Origin of the sequence: Mesorhizobium sp. L-8-10, assembly GCF_016756635.1 — a bacterium.
Taxonomy (GTDB): Bacteria; Pseudomonadota; Alphaproteobacteria; order Rhizobiales; family Rhizobiaceae.
Genome location: NZ_AP023263.1, coordinates 2,273,709 through 2,289,241, shown reverse-complemented (window position 1 = coordinate 2,289,241; position 15,533 = coordinate 2,273,709). Strand labels below are relative to the sequence as shown.

Annotated in this window: 17 protein-coding genes; 11 read left to right on the top strand and 6 right to left on the bottom strand. The window is 63.9% G+C overall.

From position 1 onward, the window contains the following. Positions 1–80: 80 nt before the first annotated feature. Positions 81–857 carry a sulfite exporter TauE/SafE family protein gene (locus JN280_RS10750; RefSeq protein WP_202312041.1) on the top strand — a complete coding sequence of 259 codons (777 nt, stop codon included), beginning with the start codon at positions 81–83 and terminating at the stop codon, positions 855–857. Here the strand turns inward: JN280_RS10750 and rcdA are convergent, their stop codons facing one another. The 4 genes from rcdA to JN280_RS10730 form a co-directional block, all read right to left on the bottom strand. Continuing rightward, a complete protein-coding gene (gene rcdA, locus JN280_RS10745; RefSeq protein ID WP_202314681.1) occupies positions 858–1,391 on the bottom strand; it encodes a protease adaptor protein RcdA in 534 nt (177 codons plus the stop codon). Between the two features lie 409 nt (positions 1,392–1,800). Next, entirely contained in the window at positions 1,801–2,178 is a 378-nt protein-coding gene (locus JN280_RS10740; RefSeq protein WP_202312039.1) for a hypothetical protein, read from the bottom strand. A 365-nt stretch (positions 2,179–2,543) separates the two neighbouring features. Next, entirely contained in the window at positions 2,544–4,184 is a 1,641-nt protein-coding gene (locus tag JN280_RS10735; RefSeq protein WP_202312037.1) for an acyl-CoA synthetase, read from the bottom strand. A 152-nt stretch (positions 4,185–4,336) separates the two neighbouring features. Continuing rightward, positions 4,337–5,113 (bottom strand): sulfite exporter TauE/SafE family protein, encoded by a 777-nt coding sequence (locus tag JN280_RS10730; RefSeq protein WP_202312035.1) that lies wholly within the window; start codon positions 5,111–5,113, stop codon positions 4,337–4,339. A 164-nt stretch (positions 5,114–5,277) separates the two neighbouring features. On the opposite strand from JN280_RS10730, the gene JN280_RS10725 reads away from it, so the two are divergent. Both JN280_RS10725 and JN280_RS10720 read left to right on the top strand, forming a co-directional pair. After that, on the top strand, positions 5,278–5,931 hold the full coding sequence (locus JN280_RS10725; RefSeq protein WP_202312033.1) for a thiamine phosphate synthase: 654 nt from the start codon (positions 5,278–5,280) through the stop codon (positions 5,929–5,931). Further along, on the top strand, positions 5,891–6,883 hold the full coding sequence (locus JN280_RS10720; RefSeq protein WP_202312031.1) for a tetratricopeptide repeat protein: 993 nt from the start codon (positions 5,891–5,893) through the stop codon (positions 6,881–6,883). Before JN280_RS10725 ends, JN280_RS10720 begins: the two co-directional genes overlap by 41 nt. On the opposite strand, the gene JN280_RS10715 is transcribed toward JN280_RS10720, so the two are convergent. Next, positions 6,876–7,835 (bottom strand): transglutaminase-like domain-containing protein, encoded by a 960-nt coding sequence (locus JN280_RS10715; RefSeq protein ID WP_244743191.1) that lies wholly within the window; start codon positions 7,833–7,835, stop codon positions 6,876–6,878. The two genes, JN280_RS10720 and JN280_RS10715, sit on opposite strands and share 8 nt — an antisense overlap. A 184-nt stretch (positions 7,836–8,019) precedes the next feature. Between JN280_RS10715 and efp the strand changes: the two genes are divergently transcribed. The 5 genes from efp (at position 8,020) to JN280_RS10690 (ending at position 12,383) form a co-directional block, all read left to right on the top strand. Next, a complete protein-coding gene (efp, locus tag JN280_RS10710; protein WP_202312029.1) occupies positions 8,020–8,586 on the top strand; it encodes an elongation factor P in 567 nt (188 codons plus the stop codon). A 24-nt stretch (positions 8,587–8,610) separates the two neighbouring features. Continuing rightward, positions 8,611–9,411: an inositol monophosphatase family protein gene (locus JN280_RS10705; protein WP_202312028.1), complete on the top strand. Its 801-nt coding sequence runs from the start codon at positions 8,611–8,613 to the stop codon at positions 9,409–9,411. 115 nt (positions 9,412–9,526) lie between these two features. After that, positions 9,527–10,219, top strand: a complete 693-nt coding sequence (gene trhA / locus JN280_RS10700; RefSeq protein ID WP_202312027.1) for a PAQR family membrane homeostasis protein TrhA — start codon at positions 9,527–9,529, stop codon at positions 10,217–10,219. Positions 10,220–10,332: 113 nt separating this feature from the next. Further along, on the top strand, positions 10,333–11,352 hold the full coding sequence (locus JN280_RS10695; RefSeq protein WP_202312026.1) for a MotA/TolQ/ExbB proton channel family protein: 1,020 nt from the start codon (positions 10,333–10,335) through the stop codon (positions 11,350–11,352). Then, positions 11,352–12,383 (top strand): peptidoglycan -binding protein, encoded by a 1,032-nt coding sequence (locus tag JN280_RS10690; protein WP_202312025.1) that lies wholly within the window; start codon positions 11,352–11,354, stop codon positions 12,381–12,383. The genes JN280_RS10695 and JN280_RS10690 overlap by 1 nt, the downstream gene beginning before the upstream one ends. A 99-nt stretch (positions 12,384–12,482) precedes the next feature. Here the strand turns inward: JN280_RS10690 and JN280_RS10685 are convergent, their stop codons facing one another. Next, positions 12,483–12,836 (bottom strand): DUF1304 domain-containing protein, encoded by a 354-nt coding sequence (locus JN280_RS10685; RefSeq protein ID WP_202312024.1) that lies wholly within the window; start codon positions 12,834–12,836, stop codon positions 12,483–12,485. 221 nt (positions 12,837–13,057) lie between these two features. Here JN280_RS10685 and JN280_RS10680 point away from each other — a divergent pair, with 221 nt between their 5' ends. From JN280_RS10680 to JN280_RS10670, 3 genes are all read left to right on the top strand, one after another. Continuing rightward, a complete protein-coding gene (locus JN280_RS10680) occupies positions 13,058–14,710 on the top strand; it encodes an FAD-binding dehydrogenase (protein WP_202312022.1) in 1,653 nt (550 codons plus the stop codon). A gap of 116 nt (positions 14,711–14,826) precedes the next feature. Beyond that, positions 14,827–15,099: a hypothetical protein gene (locus tag JN280_RS10675; protein ID WP_202312020.1), complete on the top strand. Its 273-nt coding sequence runs from the start codon at positions 14,827–14,829 to the stop codon at positions 15,097–15,099. Continuing rightward, the gene (locus JN280_RS10670) at positions 15,096–15,527 is read left to right on the top strand and encodes a type II toxin-antitoxin system VapC family toxin (RefSeq protein WP_202312018.1); all 432 of its coding nucleotides are present in this window, start codon (positions 15,096–15,098) and stop codon (positions 15,525–15,527) included. The genes JN280_RS10675 and JN280_RS10670 overlap by 4 nt, the downstream gene beginning before the upstream one ends. Positions 15,528–15,533: the final 6 nt, after the last annotated feature.

Genomic DNA, 15,533 nt, shown 5'->3' with positions numbered 1-15,533 from the left:
ATCTGCCGACGACCTTTGGTCCACCGCTTGACCTAGCCCTGCCCCTGCCTTTCGCCATCAGGTTCACGCAGACGGCGGTCATGACGATACCCGCTATCGACATAGCCGCCCTCACTCTGTTCGCCGTGGTCCTGGTGGCCGGCGTCGCGCGGGGCCTGTCGGGCTTCGGCACGGGCATGATCGTTGCACCTGTCGCGGGCGCGCTCTACGGGCCGAAGGCGGCGCTGGCGATCATCGTCATCATCGATTCGCTTCCGGCGATCCCGGTCACCTTGCCCGCCCTTCGCATCGCGCGCTGGCGCGAGGTCCTTCCCGTCGCTCTTGGCATGCTCCTGCTCTTTCCGGCGGGTGTCTATCTCCTGAGCGCGGGTGATGCCGGAGTGCTGCGCTGGCTGATCTCGATCTCGATCTTCGCCTGCGTCGTCGTCCTTTATGCCGGCTGGCGCTGGCGGGGCCCGCGCAATCCCGCGGTCTCGATCGGCGTCGGCGGCGTGGCGGGCGTGCTTTCCGGCCTGGCCTCGATACCGGGGCCGGCCGTCATCGCCTACTGGATGGCCGGCGGGCTCCCCGCCGTCATCGTACGAGCCAATCTTTTGACCCTCTTCTTCCTTGGCGAGTTCGTCTCGATCGGGAATCTATGGTTCGCCGGTCTGTTCGAGCCCGGTGTGGTGGGAATGGGCGTCATGGCGGCGCCGGTCTATTTCGCCGGCATCCTCGCGGGCTGGTGGGCCTTCGGTCTCGCCAGCGAGAACGCCTACAGGCTCGTCACATTCGGCCTGATCGTTCTGTCGGCATTGCTCGCCTTGCCGGTCTTCGACCGGTTGTTCCAGGGCATCGCGGCAGCCTTCGGCGGTTGATCAGCCGCGACCGAAAGCCGTGCTCAGAAGCGTGATCTGATCGGAAACCGGATTGGACCGGCGCAGGCTGTGCGGCGACGGCAGGTTGCCGTTGCCGCCATAGACTTCATCATCCATGCGCCGCACGAGGCTTTGCAAGCGCAGCGAACGAATGACGAGATCGCGGAACGCATCCGGCAGTTCCACCCAGCCTTCCGCGCTTTCGCTGGCCGAAGCGGTATCCAGGCGCACTTTCGCCTTTTCCGCTGCCACCTGGTCCCGGGTCATCTCGCCCGAATTGGCGGCGCGCTGAAGGAGCAGCCAGGAAGCCACCTGCATCAGTCTTGTGGTCAGCCGCATCGATTCGGCCGCATAGAGCGTCGCGGAAAGTCGGGACAGCTTCTTGGCGTCACTGCGCCCCTGGCCGTCCAGATACTCGGCGGCCTGCTCCACCAGCCCCATGCCTTCATTGTACAACGGCTTGAAGGAATTGGAGAAAACCCGGCGTTCGGCCAGGCTTATCGTCACCGCGCTGCTCATCGACGGCTCATTCATTTCTGACGCCCCTGCACTACTATGCCCGTCCGGCCGTTCCGGCCCTGTCCAGGTCCCCGCAGCTATATTACGAGCCTCAAAAATGCGCCAAGCCTCAATCGAAGGCAAGCGCATGTTTAACAAAGGGTTAATGCAGCTGTCCCAGGTCGCGGGACACAAAAAAAGAGCCGCAAAAGCGGCTCTCAGGAGTTTAACAGGGAGGCGTCAAACAGAGTGGCTCCAACCACTCGGTAAGAATCCAGATCACTGGATGCACACAGTAAACACCTGTAAAGCTTAATGAAGGGTTAACGGCATGCGCCATTTTTGAGCCAGCGCCTCACATCTGTCCCGTTAGGGTACAATCGCACGCGCTACGCCTACCGTTGGTTGTGTTACCGTGATTCGTTGCAGCTCACGGTATGGCAATTCAGGCGCGCCGCAAGACCGGAAGCGCGATCCAGGCGAAGAGCAGCATCCCCACAAAGAACAAGACCGAGGCAATCGCCGTGACCGGTTCGATCGCCGGATTCCCTGCGAGGAAGAAATAGAGCGAGACGAGCAGCGCGATGCCGCTCAGCGTCGTCAGCCAGAAATGCACAGGTGCAAGCCGCGACGCGGCAGCGGCCGGAAACAGATGATAGAAGAATGCGAACACCGACGACATCAGGAAACCCGCCACCATCGTGTGTGCGTGGACCGGCATCTGGCCGTGATCCTGGCTGATCGCCATGCTCAGGCCCAACACCATGCCGCAGATCGCGTAGATGATGGCCAGAGCGAAGAAGTTGCGTGCTACCCCTTTCATGAGAACCCCCAATTGCCCTGTGAACCCCCACGGGAACGATTCGACGTCTCGTCGACCGCCGTCCGTGGTCGGATAGTGTCATATTAGCGCTCGCTGGAAAACAGGCCTCTCATGGCAAATGCCTCAGTCTTATGCACGAGGCCTGCCGATCTCGCCGCGCCGCCAGTCGGTTCCGGTTGGTGCAGGGAGGAAAGGAAGATCATCCAGGCGGTTGCGCCTCGCCGGGCAAACCGGTTCGCCGTGCCGGCCGCGTGCAAACAGCATCCGCGTGCCCCGCGGCGTCGCTTTCCGAAACCGTGAGTTTGGGAGAGCGCGATGCGTCGATCTCAACGCGTCGTTCGTGCGCCCAGATGGACGTGCGGCCACTATGACTCCTTGGCCATCTGCCGCAGCACGAATTTCTGGATCTTCCCGGTCGACGTCTTGGGGATCTCCGCGAAGATCACCGCCTTCGGCACCTTGAACCGCGCCAGCAGCCCGCGGCAGTGTTCCATGATCTCGGCTTCGGTCGCCGATCCTCCCGGCTTCAGTTCGACATAGGCAACCGGCACCTCGCCCCATTTCTCGTCGGCGCGCGCGACCACACCGCAGGAAGCGACGGCGGGATGCTTGTAGAGCGCGTCCTCCACCTCGATCGAGGAGATGTTCTCGCCGCCAGAGATGATGATGTCCTTCGACCGGTCCTTGAGCTGGATATAGCCGTCGGGATGCATCACGCCGAGGTCGCCCGAATGGAACCAACCGCCGGCAAACGCCTCGTCGGTGGCCGGCTTGTTCTTCAGATAGCCTTTCATGACGATATTGCCGCGGAACATCACTTCGCCGATCGTCTCGCCGTCGGCAGGGGTTTCCGTCATCGTCTCCGGATCCATCACGGTCAGGCCCTCGAGTGCAGCGTAGCGCACGCCCTGGCGTGCCTTCTTCGCCGTGCGCGGGTCCTTGTCCAGCGCATCCCAGCCGGAGTGCCATTCATTGACCACGGCGGGGCCGTAGGTCTCGGTCAATCCATAGAGATGGGTGACGGCGAAGCCGGCATCGGCCATGCCGGCGAGCACGGCTTCGGGCGGCGGCGCGGCGGCGGTGTTGAAGGTCACCGTCTGCGGGAAGATGCGCTTGTCGCTTTCGGCCGCGTTGATCAGCGTGGCCATGACGATCGGGGCGCCACAGAGATGCGTGACCCCATGGTCGGCGATCGCATCATACATGGATTTGGCCCGCACCCAGCGCAGGCACACATGCGTGCCGGCCTGCACCGCGAGCGTCCATGGGAAGCACCAGCCATTGCAATGGAACATCGGCAGCGTCCAGAGATAGACTGCATGTTTTCCCATGCCGGCGTGGATCGTGTTGGCATAGGCCATCAGCGCGGCGCCCCGGTGATGATAGACCACGCCCTTCGGATTGCCCGTCGTCCCGGAAGTGTAGTTGAGCGAGATCGCATCCCATTCGTCGTCGGGCATGGACCATCGATGGCCAGGCTCGCCCGACGCCATGAAATCCTCATAATCCACGGTGCCGATGCGCTCGCCCTTCGGATAAGGAGCGTCGGCGGCATATTCGGGATCGTCGAAATCGATGACCAGCGGCTTGACCCTGGCGAGTTTCAGCGCCTCGGCGACGACGCCCGAGAACTCGCGGTCGACAATCAGGATCTTCGAATCGGCGTGGTCGAGCTGGAATGCGACGATCGCCGCGTCGAGCCGGGTATTGAGCGAGTGAAGCACCGCTTTCACCATCGGCACGCCGAAATGCGCCTCCAGCATGGGCGGCGTGTTCGACAGCATCACGCTGACCGTATCGCCCTTGCCGATCCCGTGTGCCGCGAGCGCGGAAGCGAGCCGCAGCGACCGCTCCCAGAACTCTCGGTAGCTGACGCGACGGCCGCCATGGATTATGGCCACGTGATCGGGATAGACCTTCGCCGCCCGCTCCATATAGGTAAGCGGGGTCAGAGGCTGGTGGTTGGCGCCCTGCCTGTCGAGGTCCTGCTCGTATGGATTGCTCATTCGGTCCTCCCGTTTCTCCCAAAGCATGTCTCCCGAAAGTGTGCAGCGGTTTCGGGAAAAAGACATGCGTCAAATCAAGAATCTGCGGCGCATCGCGTGAATCCTTCTTCACGCGATGCGCCGCAGGCTTTGACCACAGATTCGGCCGCCGGTCACGGCGTTACAAGGTCGAAGATTCCGTCATAGACAAGCTTGAGGGCAATCAGCCCCACGGTGGCGTAGGAGAAAGCATAAAAGACGTCGGGCCGCATGCGCCGCACGATCCAGGCGCCGGCGAGCGTGGCGAGCGGCGCCACCGGCATGAGCAGGCCCGAGATGGTGAGGTTGGTCGCATCGAACTGACCGAGCGCGAAATAAGGAACGAGCTTCACCGCATTGGTCACGGCGAAGAAGATGACGCTCGTGCCGGTGAAAATGCGCTGCTCCAGGCGCAGCGGAAGCGCATACATCTGGAACGGGGGACCGCCGACATGGGCGACGAAGCTGGTGAAGCCGGACACCGTGCCCCAGAAGGTCGCGACGAGCGCACGGGGTTTTGCGACATGGGCGGAACCGTGGCGAAACTGCTGGTAGATCCAGCGCCCGACGAAGGCGATGGCGACGACGCCGACGATGAAACGGATCATCGGAACCGTGACCACCGCGGCTGTCAGCCAGCCCAGGCCGATCCCGAGCATAGCACCGGGCAGCATCGCCTTGAGTGTCGGCAGATGATAGTTTCCACGCCAGGTCCACAGCGAGACGATGTCCATCAGCACCATGATCGGCAGCAGGATCGCCGCGGCCTGGACCGGCGACATTACCAGCGCCATCATCGGCACCCCGACGAAGCCCATGGCGCCGCCCAGCCCGCCCTTCGACAGGCCGACCAGGATCACCGCCGCGACCGCGACGGCCATGAACCAGGGATCGGAAAGGAGTGCGGGCATTCGAATGCGGGGAACGACGGCGGGAGCTTGCTGGTCTAACCCCTGGGCGCCGACTTGGCGAGAGCTTTCATGTGGGGAGGGCGCTCTGTTCAAAGCAGCGCCGGTACTTTATGCCGCAATGCAACCATGATCGGCCTGCATAGGCAAAGCCCGGATAGCCTCTGATGACTGAAGCCAGCCTGCCCGACCGTTGCCGCCTTGTCCTGATCGCTCCGCCCGAGACGGCCGCGGAGCGTTTCATAGCGGCGCTGCCTGCCGCGTTCGATGCCGGTGACGTCGCGTCGCTCATTCTGCCGCAATACGGAATGGACGAAGAAGGCTTCCAGGCTTTCGCCGAGAAAATCGTACCGCTGGCTCAAGAGAGGGGCGTCGCGGTGATGATCGCCGGCGACAGCCGCGTGGCCGGTCGCGTCCGTGCGGACGGGATCCATCTCGAGGTCGGGAAGGATGAACTGGCCGAGACGATCGAACGTCTCCAGGGCAGGATGATGGTGGGCGCCGGCGGCGCGAAGACGCGGGACGACGCGCTGGAGCTCGGCGAAACGCGCCCGGACTACATGTTCTTCGGCCGTTTCGGCTACGACAAGACGCCCGAGCCGCACCCGCGAAATCTTGCGCTCGGCCGCTGGTGGGCCGAGATGATCGAGATCCCCTGTATTGTGCTCGGGGGATCCGATGTCGCCTCGGTCGAGGCCGTGGCGGCAACGGGTGCCGAATTCGTCGCCCTGTCGAGTGCCGTCTTCGGGGAGGATGCCGGTTCCGCCGTAGCGGAGGCCAATGCGATCCTCGACCGTGCAGCACCACGTTTCGCAAGGTGACGTGGTGGCCCGTCGCCTCCTGATAGCCGGCCTGGCCTTCGCCGCCGCCATCGCCGTCGCCCATGCGACGGACGGCGACCGGACGGCGCCGTCGGCGGACAGGATCGACCCGCAGCGTTTCACCAAGAAGCTCGACCCGGCCTACGGCGCTTTTCAGCGCGGCCTCTACAAGACCGCCTACAACCTCGCGCTGGAGAAGGCCAGGCAGGGTGATGCGCCGTCGCAGGCGCTCGTCGCCGAAATCCTGTCGCGAGGCCTCGGCGTTGCCCGCGACGAGGCGGAAGCGGCCAAATGGTATCAGCGCGCCGCAGAACAAGGCGTGCCCGAAGCCCAGTTCCAATATGCGCTGCTGCAGCTCGACGGCCGCTTCGTGAAGAAGGACAAGCAGGGCGCCTTCGCCCTGATGGAGGCCGCGGCCGAAGCGGGCAACGCGCTGGCCCAGTTCAACTTCGCCCAGTTGCTGGTCGACCGCGATCCCGGCCCGAAAGGCATGGCCCGAGCCGTCATCTACTATGAGCGCGCCGCCAAGGCCGGCCTGCCTGACGCCCAATATGCCATGTCCCAGATCGATGCCGGCGGTATCGGCGGCCGGCCCAAGGATGAAGCCGCGGCGCGGCGCTGGCTGGAGCTCGCCGCCCGCCAGAATTACGACACAGCCCAGCTCGACCTTGGCACCTGGATGGTCCAGGGGCGCGGCGGAAAGAAGGATGAGGCAGGCGGCTTCCGCATGCTGAAGCGGGCGGCCGAGGGCGGCAATGTCGCGGCCCAGAACAGGGTAGCGAAGCTCTATCTCAACGGCATCGGGACCGATCCCGACGAGACTTTCGCCGCAGCCTGGTACATCCTGGCCAAGCGGGCCGGCCTCGTCGATCCCATGATGGAAGACTTCATGAACGGCTTGACCGACGCCGAGATCAAGACCGCCGTGGTGCGCGCCAATCGGCTCAGATGATCGCGTCCGCCTGCATGGTTCCTGCCTGCCCCTGCCCTCCGACAGCCTGACGATGCGTGCCCGCGCCGTCCGGTAGGATCGGCTCCGACCGGTCGGTCAGGGCGTTGAAGACCAGCGGCGGCACCCGCAGGCCCCCGTCGGCATCGTAGGACTCGCGCAACTCCGTGAACCTCCGATCCGGATCGGCCATCATGGCAGCGAGGCGATCGTAGAAGGCGAGCTCGCTCGGGGTGAGTTCGGCATCGATTCCAGCCTGCACGCCCCAGACATCCCATGGCAGCATCTCCATCTTTTCGAGCGCCGCAAGATCGCGCACCAGCGAGCCGGTGATGAACCAGAGCCCGCGCAGGTTGGCGAAGCCGATGCCGAACCTGGTCGCATCGGCCGCGCCCGAGCGGCATTGCTGCCACGCATCCGCGGCAAGCACGAACTGATCGCTGGAAAGGTCGAGCGGTTTCTCGATCCCGGGCAGCCTGGCCAACCACACAGCGTCGAGCTGGGCGTCGGCGAGAACCCAGCGGTCTTCGTCGGCCTTCCAATATTCGGCTACCCAATGATCCTCGAAGAAGGGCGCATTGAAATAGGCGGCGAAGCCGCCGCGCAGGCGCGCGGGAATTCCCTTGCTCCTCAGCATCGACACGAGCAGCAGCCCGTAATGGTGGCAGCGGCTCACCAGGCGCTTTTCTACCGGCCGCGCTTTCGAGAGCGGTCTCGCGTCGAGCGAGACGATGCGCTCGAGCATATCCGCCACGCCGCGCAGGTGGATTTCCCCCGCCCGCTCCGACGGCACCCTGAAACCGTAGAATGGCTCGGCAACCACGTCGTAGATGCAAAGGCCTTGCAGCGCCTCGGCGATCGCGCCGACATCGTCCGGCAGGGCGGCAACCAGCGAGGCATGGCGGCCTGGATCGCTCATCAGGCTGTGCGTCGCGTAATAGCCTTCATGTTCCATGACCGTCTCCTTTCCCATGCTCCGGAAGCACAGGCTAGACTTGTCTCAGGCCGGCGACTTGATCGTCCTTGCTCTCGGTAACATCTCGGCTTTGACCAGGGCGGCCTTGCCTCTCCGGGCGTTTTGTGGTCTTGGAGGCGCGAAATCGCCGTCGCGGCGAGAAAATCTCTTCCGGAAAGAAACCATGGCCAAGATCAACGGCAACGAAATCCGTCCCGGCAACGTCATCGAGCATGACGGCGGCCTCTGGGTGGCGGTCAAGACCAATGCGGTGAAGCCCGGCAAAGGCGGCGCCTACAACCAGGTCGAACTGAAGAACCTCATCAACGGCACCAAGCTGAACGAACGCTTCCGTTCGGCTGAGACGGTCGAGAAGGTGCGGCTGGAGCAGAAGGACTTCTCCTTCCTCTACGAGCAGGGCGAGTCCCTCGTATTCATGGATACCGAGAGCTACGAGCAGCTCGAGCTGAACAAGGATTTCGTCGGCGAGCGCGCGGCCTTCCTCCAGGACGGCATGATGGTCACCGTCGAACTCTACGAGGAAAAGCCGATCGGCATTTCGCTTCCGGACACGGTGACCCTCACCATCACGGAAGCCGATCCGGTCGTGAAGGGGCAGACGGCGGCTTCGTCCTACAAGCCGGCGGTGCTTGAGAACGGCATCCGGGTCCTGGTTCCGCCCTTCATCTCGTCGGGGGAGCGTATCATCGTCGACACCAACGAGATCACCTACGTCCGCCGCGCGGATTGATCCTTCCGCATCGGAGCTCAACTCATGGCGCGTTCGGCGATCATCAATGTCATGGTACAGGCGGCCATGAAGGCGGGCCGCTCGCTGGCCCGCGATTTCGGCGAGGTCCAGAATCTTCAGGTGTCCATGAAAGGACCCGGCGACTATGTCAGCCAGGCCGATCGCAAGGCCGAAGAGATCATCCATGCCGAACTGGCGAAGGCCCGGCCGGGCTACGCCTTCCTGATGGAAGAACGCGGCACGGTCGAAGGCGAGGACGCTCAGCATCGCTGGATCGTCGATCCCCTCGACGGCACGACCAACTTTCTGCATGGCATTCCGGTGTTCTCGATCTCGATCGCGCTCGAGCGGCAGGGCCAGATCGTAGCGGCCGTCATCTACAATCCGGCGATGGACGAGCTCTACACGGCTGAACGCGGCGGCGGCGCTTTCCTCAACGACCGCCGCCTGCGCGTCGCGGCCCGCACCAAGCTGTCCGACACGGTCATTGGTACCGGCGTGCCCCATCTCGGCCGCGGCCACCACGGCAACTTCCTGATCGAGCTGCGCCACGTCATGGGCGAGGTATCGGGTATCCGCCGCTTCGGCTCGGCTGCGCTCGACCTCGCTTATGTCGCGGCGGGCCGCATGGACGGCTTCTGGGAGGAGGCCCTGTCGCCCTGGGACATGGCGGCCGGCATCCTGTTGGTGCGCGAAGCCGGCGGTTTCGTCAGCGACCGCAATGGCGGCCAGACCATGCTGGACAGCGGATCGATCGTCGCCGGCAACGAGGCGATCCATCGCGCGCTGCTGAAGACCATCACCAAGCCGCTGCCGGTGCGATAACACTTTCAGCGGGCGCGACCCTGCCGCGCCTCGCCGAAGGGACGAAGCCACCGGTCTTGAAATCGCCCCCTTCGGCCTGCTGTTATGGCTAGGGCGCTAGGCAAAGGGACGGTGCATGCAAGGCGGCAAGTCGACGCGTTCGGTATTGGAGACCCCCTTCGCGGGGCGCTTTCTGCTTTCGCGCGCGGAACTCATCGCCGATGGCATCGTCCATGCGGTCGGCATCGTGCTCGCCATCTCGGCCGGGTCGATATTGCTGGCCTTCGCCGTCTTCCACACCGGCGTGTGGGAATATGTGGCGGCGATCTTCTACGTTGCCTCGCTCCTCACTGTTCTTTCCATTTCCTGCGCCTACAATCTGTGGCCCGTCTCGCGGGCGAAGTGGATCCTGCGGCGCTTCGACCATGCCGCGATCTATCTGCTGATCGCCGGAACCTACACGCCATTCCTCACTCAGCTCGATGACCCCGCAACCGCGCAACGGATGTTCGCCGTCGTCTGGGGCGCCGCTGCGACAGGGATGGCCGTGAAGCTCTTTCTGCCCGGCCGTTTCGACCAGCTTGCGATCGTCTTCTATCTCGCCATCGGCTGGAGCGGCGTGGCGGTCGCCCAGGGCCTGCTGGACACCTTGCCTGCGACGACGCTCTGGCTGATCGTCGCCGGCGGCGTGGTCTATTCGAGCGGCGTCGTCTTTTTCGTCTGGCAGGGACTGAGGTTCCAGAGCGCGGTCTGGCACGGCTTCGTCGTGGTGGCGGCCGGGCTTCATCTCGCTGCCGTCATGGATTGCCTGGTCGTCAATCGGATCTGACCCGGGTGGGTTGCGCGGCATAGTTCGGCACCATCACCCGGCGGCTTTCAATTTAGTCACAATTCCGTTTAGACTCCCGCGCGATTATCAGGCGGATCGCTCGAGGCGCGCGAATGGCATTGTTCAGGACTTTCGGGTCAGACGTCAGCATTGGAGAGTCCGGTTACGATCCGCACAAATTGTCGAGCCCGCAGGTGTTCCTGCTGTCGATGCTCGTCTTCCTGGCGATCGCCGGCTTCATCACCGCGATCCTCTACCGGCAGATCTCCGCGGCCTTCGCCACCAATCCGGGCCTCAACGGCCTGATCATCGGCGTGCTCGTCGTCGGCATCCTGCTCGCCTTCCTGCAGGTGATCCGCCTTTTCCGGGAGGTGCGATGGGTGAACTCCTTCCGCGCCGGCTCCGAGACCACCGAGCCCGTCCTTCTTGCGCCGATGAAGGTGTTGCTCAGCCGCTCGTCGTCGATGTCGCTGTCGACCAACTCCATGCGCACCATGCTCGATTCGATCGCAACGCGGCTGGACGAGACCCGCGACATCACCCGCTATCTGACCGGACTGCTGGTCTTTCTCGGGCTGCTCGGCACCTTCTGGGGCTTGCTGCAGACCATCGGCTCCATCGGCGACACGATCCGCGCGCTCGATCCCGGATCGGGCAATGCCGCCGACGTACTCGAGGCGCTGAAGGCCGGTCTGTCCGCGCCGCTCGAAGGCATGGGCACGGCCTTCTCCTCCTCGCTTTTCGGCCTCTCCGGCTCACTCGTCGTCGGCTTTCTCGATCTGCAGGCCGGGCGCGCCCAGACCCGCTTCTACACGGAACTTGAAAACTGGCTGTCCTCGGTCACCGATCTCTCGTCCGACATGGTCGGCGATGCCGGCAGCGCGGGCACGGCCGAGGAGGTGCGCGCCTTGTCCGAACGGCTGCGCAACATCCAGGAGACGGGTGGGTCCAACCAGCGGGTGGCCACGGCGATGGCCAATCTGGCCGACGGCATTTCCGGACTCGTGAAGAACATGCGCAACGAGCAGCAGCTGATGCGCGACTGGGTCGAAGCCCAGTCCGAGGAGCAGAAGGCGATGCGGCGCACGCTCGACAAGCTGGCCGAATCCCTGAAGAAGACGGAGCCGCACTGATGGCCCTCGCCCGAGGCCGCCGCGCCGACCGCCGCATAGACTACTGGCCCGGATTCGTCGATGCGCTGTCGACGCTGCTGCTATCCATCATGTTCCTGCTGTCGGTCTTCGTGCTCGCTCAATTCCTGCTGAGCCGGGAGATCTCGGGCAAGGACGAGGTGCTGAACCGCCTCAACTCGCAGATCAACGAGCTCACCCAGTTGCTGGCGCTGGAGCGCACCAACACCCAGGACACGCAGGACCAGCTCGCCAATCTCCAGGCCTCGCTCAGTGCCGCCGAGTCTGAGAAGACCAGGCTCGAGCAGTTGCTCGCGCGTGGTGCCGGCTCCGACCAGGTCGCGCAGGAAAGGATCGGCGCCCTGAGCGGCGAGCTCGATTCCGAACGCCAGCTCAGCCAGCGCGCCATGTCGCAGGTCGAGCTGCTCAACCAGCAGATCGCCGCTCTCAGGAAGCAGATCGCCGCTCTCGAGGACGCGCTTCAGGTGTCGGAGCAGCGCGATCGCGAATCCAACACCAAGATCGCCGATCTCGGCAGGCGCTTGAACGTCGCCTTGGCGCAGCGGGTGCAGGAACTCAATCGCTATCGCTCGGATTTCTTCGGCCGATTGCGCGAAATTCTCTCCGACCGGGAGAATATCCGCATCGTCGGCGACCGTTTCGTGTTCCAGTCCGAAGTGCTTTTCCCGTCGGGCTCGGATGTGATCAACGATGCCGGCCGGGTCGAGATGAAGAAGCTCGCCGACGCCATCATCGAGCTGCAGAAGGAGATCCCGCCGGAGATCAACTGGGTGCTGCGGGTAGACGGCCACACCGACGACAGGCCGCTCTCCGGTACCGGCCGCTACCGCGACAATTGGGAGCTGTCGTCGGCCCGCTCGACGGCCGTGGTGAAATTCCTCATCGAGAACGGCGTGCCGGCCAACCGGCTCGTCGCCGCCGGATTCGGGGAGTACCAGCCGCTCGACGCATCGGACACCGACGAGTCCCGGGCCAGGAACCGCCGCATCGAGCTCAAGTTGACCGAGCGTTGACGGGCGCATCGGACCGCAAGGCTCCGGCTGCGATCCAACAACCTTGAACCCTTCTTCGTTTTCGGGCCATGCCGGACCCTGCCGGCTTCGCCCGGTCGGTCACAGACCCAGCCACAAGGCCGCCACGGCAAGAGCCGCCGGCGCCGCCTGGACATAGAGGATGCGCCTGCTGACGGTCGCCGCGCCGAAGACGCCGGCCACCACGACGCATGCCAGGAAGAACAGCTTCACCGCGAAGCCGCCGTCGCCGAGCGTCAAGCCCCACACGAGACCCGCGACGAGAAAACCGTTGTAGAGACCCTGGTTCGCTGCCAGCGCCTTCGAAGCAGTTGCGAACTCCGGGGTGAGGTTGAAGACCTTGCGGCCGAGCGGCCGATCCCAGGCAATCATTTCCAGATACATGAAGTACAAGTGGAGCAGCGCCACCAGCACGATCAATATGGTCGCAACCATGAGCAACCTCTCCCTCGGATATGTTCGGTTGGAGACGGTCGCCCCAAACCTCGCCCTGCGCATCGGGCCGCGCTGCGCAGATTTGATCATGTGGGCCACCCGGTCGACAAGGTGCCGGAGACGAAATGGTCTCTGCCGCCCGCAAGAAACCGCTTGATCGAAGTCCGTCCTCGGGCCGATTGTGTGACACGGAGAGGCGCAACCACGCCGGGGAGGGATAAATGGCTGCGGAAGCGGACGCCGTCATCGTGGGCGCGGGGCTCGCCGGGCTCGTCGCCGCGGGCGAACTGGCAGACCGCGGCAAGCGCGTCGTCATCCTCGAACAGGAGGGAGAGAATTCGCTTGGCGGCCAGGCCTTCTGGTCGCTCGGCGGCCTGTTCTTCGTCGACAGCCCCGAGCAGCGGCGGCTGCGCATCAGGGACAGCCGCGAGCTCGCTTTGCAGGACTGGCTGGGCTCCGCCCAGTTCGACCGTCCTGAAGACCACTGGCCGCGTCGATTCGCGGAGAGCTTCGTCGATTTCGCCGCCGGCGAGATGCGCCCGTGGCTTCACGGCATGGGCATGCGCTGGTTTCCCGTGGTCGGCTGGGCCGAACGCGGTGGCGCCCAGGCCCACGGCCACGGCAATTCCGTGCCGCGGTTCCACATCACCTGGGGCACCGGACCGGGGGTGCTCGAGCCTTTCGTTCGCCGCGTCCGGGAGCATGCCGACAAGGGCAGCATCGAGTTCCGGTTCCGCCATCGGGTGAGCCGGCTGATCAAGACCAATGGTACCGTCACCGGCGTCGCCGGCGAGATCCTGGAACCGTCCACGGTCGAGCGCGGCGAGCAATCCGGACGCGGCGTATCAGGCGATTTCGAGATCGCGGCCGGCGCCACGATCGTCGCCTCGGGCGGCATCGGCGGCAATTTCGATCTGGTGCGCCAGAGCTGGCCGGTCGGGCGGCTGGGCCCGGCGCCCAGGACGATGATCGCCGGCGTGCCGCACCATGTCGACGGACGCATGATCGCGATCACACAGGAGGCCGGCGGCACGGTCATCAACGGCGACCGCATGTGGCATTATACGGAGGGCGTCAGGAACTGGGCGCCCATCTGGCCGAACCACGGCATCCGCATCCTGCCTGGTCCGTCCTCGCTCTGGTTCGATGCCCGTGGCAACCGCCTGCCCGCACCCTGCCTGCCCGGTTTCGACACGCTCTCGACGCTGAAGCACATACTGTCGACCGGCTACGACTACTCCTGGTTCGTGCTGACACAGAAGATCATCAAGAAGGAGTTCGCCCTTTCCGGCTCGGAGCAGAACCCGGACTTCACCTCGAAGAAATGGAGCGCCGTTCTGAAGAGCCGCCGCGGTGCCGGCGCACCGCCTCCCGTCGAGGCCTTCAAGCAAAAGGGCGAAGACTTCGTGGTCCGTGACAATCTCCGCGACCTCGTTGCCGGCATGAACGCGCTGACGGAGGAGCCGCTTCTCGATCACGACAGGCTCCTTGAGCAGATCGTGGCGCGCGACCGCGAGATCGACAATCCATTCTCCAAAGACGCACAGGTGACTGCCATCAGCGGCGCGCGCAATTATCTCGGCGACAAGCTGATCCGCACCGCCCGGCCGCACAAGATCCTCGATCCGCGGAACGGCCCGCTGATCGCGGTGAAGCTCCATATCCTCACCCGCAAGACACTCGGCGGGCTGCACACAAATCTCGACGCTCAGGTGTTGGACAAGGATGGCGAGCCGATCCCCGGCCTCTATGCGGCGGGAGAGGTCGCGGGCTTCGGTGGCGGCGGATATCACGGCTACAATGCGCTCGAAGGTACTTTCCTCGGCGGCTGCATCTTTTCCGGACGGATCGCCGGGCGCCATGCCTGCGGCTGATGATTGGCCTCGCGGAGGTCAAGTCGTCTACCGAGACATTGAGCGCAGCAATCGAATTGCGCTCTGCTTGCGAAACCTCCCTTATGACTATATCTTATGAACAATCGAGTATGATCATGAACGCAACATTTCCTAAGGAGCGCGCGACTTTTTCGATCGACAGCTCTGTGAAGAAAAGGCTCGACCGCGCTGTGCCGAAAAGCAAGCGATCGAGCTTTGTAGAGTACGCGATCGAACGGGCACTGCGGGAAGCGGAGAAACGGAAGGCATTGGCGCAAATCAGGGCCTTCAAGCCTTATCCACTTAAGGGACCCGGCGTCGTGGACACACTCGACCGGGTCCGGGTACAGCGCGGAGAACAGTTGGCTGCCAGCGATCGTGACAAATGATCGTTGTCGACGCCTCGGTCTTTGCAAAACTCTTCCTGGACGAAGCCGATCGCCCGGAAGCAGAAGCCCTTTTCGCATATGTGGCGGAGCATGACCTCATTCTGGTCGCCCCGACTTTGATTGTCTATGAAGCCTTGTCCATAGGCCTTCGACACGATGTTCCCTTCAAGAGCATCCTCGGTCTCCTGGAAAACGCCCGCGCCATCGGCCTGCAGATCCTCGAACCCAGCGCCGACGAACTAATGGTGGCGGAGCGGATCGCGACGACAGTTAACAAGGGCGGAGGTTATCCGACCCTTCAGGACAGTATCTACCACGCTATGGCCATTGAACGGGGCGGCACATTCGTCACGGCCGACCGTCGCCATGTGACAAAGGCCGGCAAATTTGCCAACGTTTCATCGTTGGCGGACTGGAAGCCTGGCTGATCCGCC

Bases quoted from the DNA above. Each gene is read 5' to 3' on its own strand.
- JN280_RS10750 (WP_202312041.1), top strand. From the start codon at position 81: ATGACGATACCCGCTATCGACATAGCCGCCCTCACTCTGTTCGCCGTG.
- rcdA (WP_202314681.1), bottom strand. From the start codon at position 1,391: ATGAATGAGCCGTCGATGAGCAGCGCGGTGACGATAAGCCTGGCCGAA.
- JN280_RS10740 (WP_202312039.1), bottom strand. From the start codon at position 2,178: ATGAAAGGGGTAGCACGCAACTTCTTCGCTCTGGCCATCATCTACGCG.
- JN280_RS10735 (WP_202312037.1), bottom strand. From the start codon at position 4,184: ATGAGCAATCCATACGAGCAGGACCTCGACAGGCAGGGCGCCAACCAC.
- JN280_RS10730 (WP_202312035.1), bottom strand. From the start codon at position 5,113: ATGCCCGCACTCCTTTCCGATCCCTGGTTCATGGCCGTCGCGGTCGCG.
- JN280_RS10725 (WP_202312033.1), top strand. From the start codon at position 5,278: ATGACTGAAGCCAGCCTGCCCGACCGTTGCCGCCTTGTCCTGATCGCT.
- JN280_RS10720 (WP_202312031.1), top strand. From the start codon at position 5,891: ATGCGATCCTCGACCGTGCAGCACCACGTTTCGCAAGGTGACGTGGTG.
- JN280_RS10715 (WP_244743191.1), bottom strand. From the start codon at position 7,835: ATGGAACATGAAGGCTATTACGCGACGCACAGCCTGATGAGCGATCCA.
- efp (WP_202312029.1), top strand. From the start codon at position 8,020: ATGGCCAAGATCAACGGCAACGAAATCCGTCCCGGCAACGTCATCGAG.
- JN280_RS10705 (WP_202312028.1), top strand. From the start codon at position 8,611: ATGGCGCGTTCGGCGATCATCAATGTCATGGTACAGGCGGCCATGAAG.
- trhA (WP_202312027.1), top strand. From the start codon at position 9,527: ATGCAAGGCGGCAAGTCGACGCGTTCGGTATTGGAGACCCCCTTCGCG.
- JN280_RS10695 (WP_202312026.1), top strand. From the start codon at position 10,333: ATGGCATTGTTCAGGACTTTCGGGTCAGACGTCAGCATTGGAGAGTCC.
- JN280_RS10690 (WP_202312025.1), top strand. From the start codon at position 11,352: ATGGCCCTCGCCCGAGGCCGCCGCGCCGACCGCCGCATAGACTACTGG.
- JN280_RS10685 (WP_202312024.1), bottom strand. From the start codon at position 12,836: ATGGTTGCGACCATATTGATCGTGCTGGTGGCGCTGCTCCACTTGTAC.
- JN280_RS10680 (WP_202312022.1), top strand. From the start codon at position 13,058: ATGGCTGCGGAAGCGGACGCCGTCATCGTGGGCGCGGGGCTCGCCGGG.
- JN280_RS10675 (WP_202312020.1), top strand. From the start codon at position 14,827: ATGAACGCAACATTTCCTAAGGAGCGCGCGACTTTTTCGATCGACAGC.
- JN280_RS10670 (WP_202312018.1), top strand. From the start codon at position 15,096: ATGATCGTTGTCGACGCCTCGGTCTTTGCAAAACTCTTCCTGGACGAA.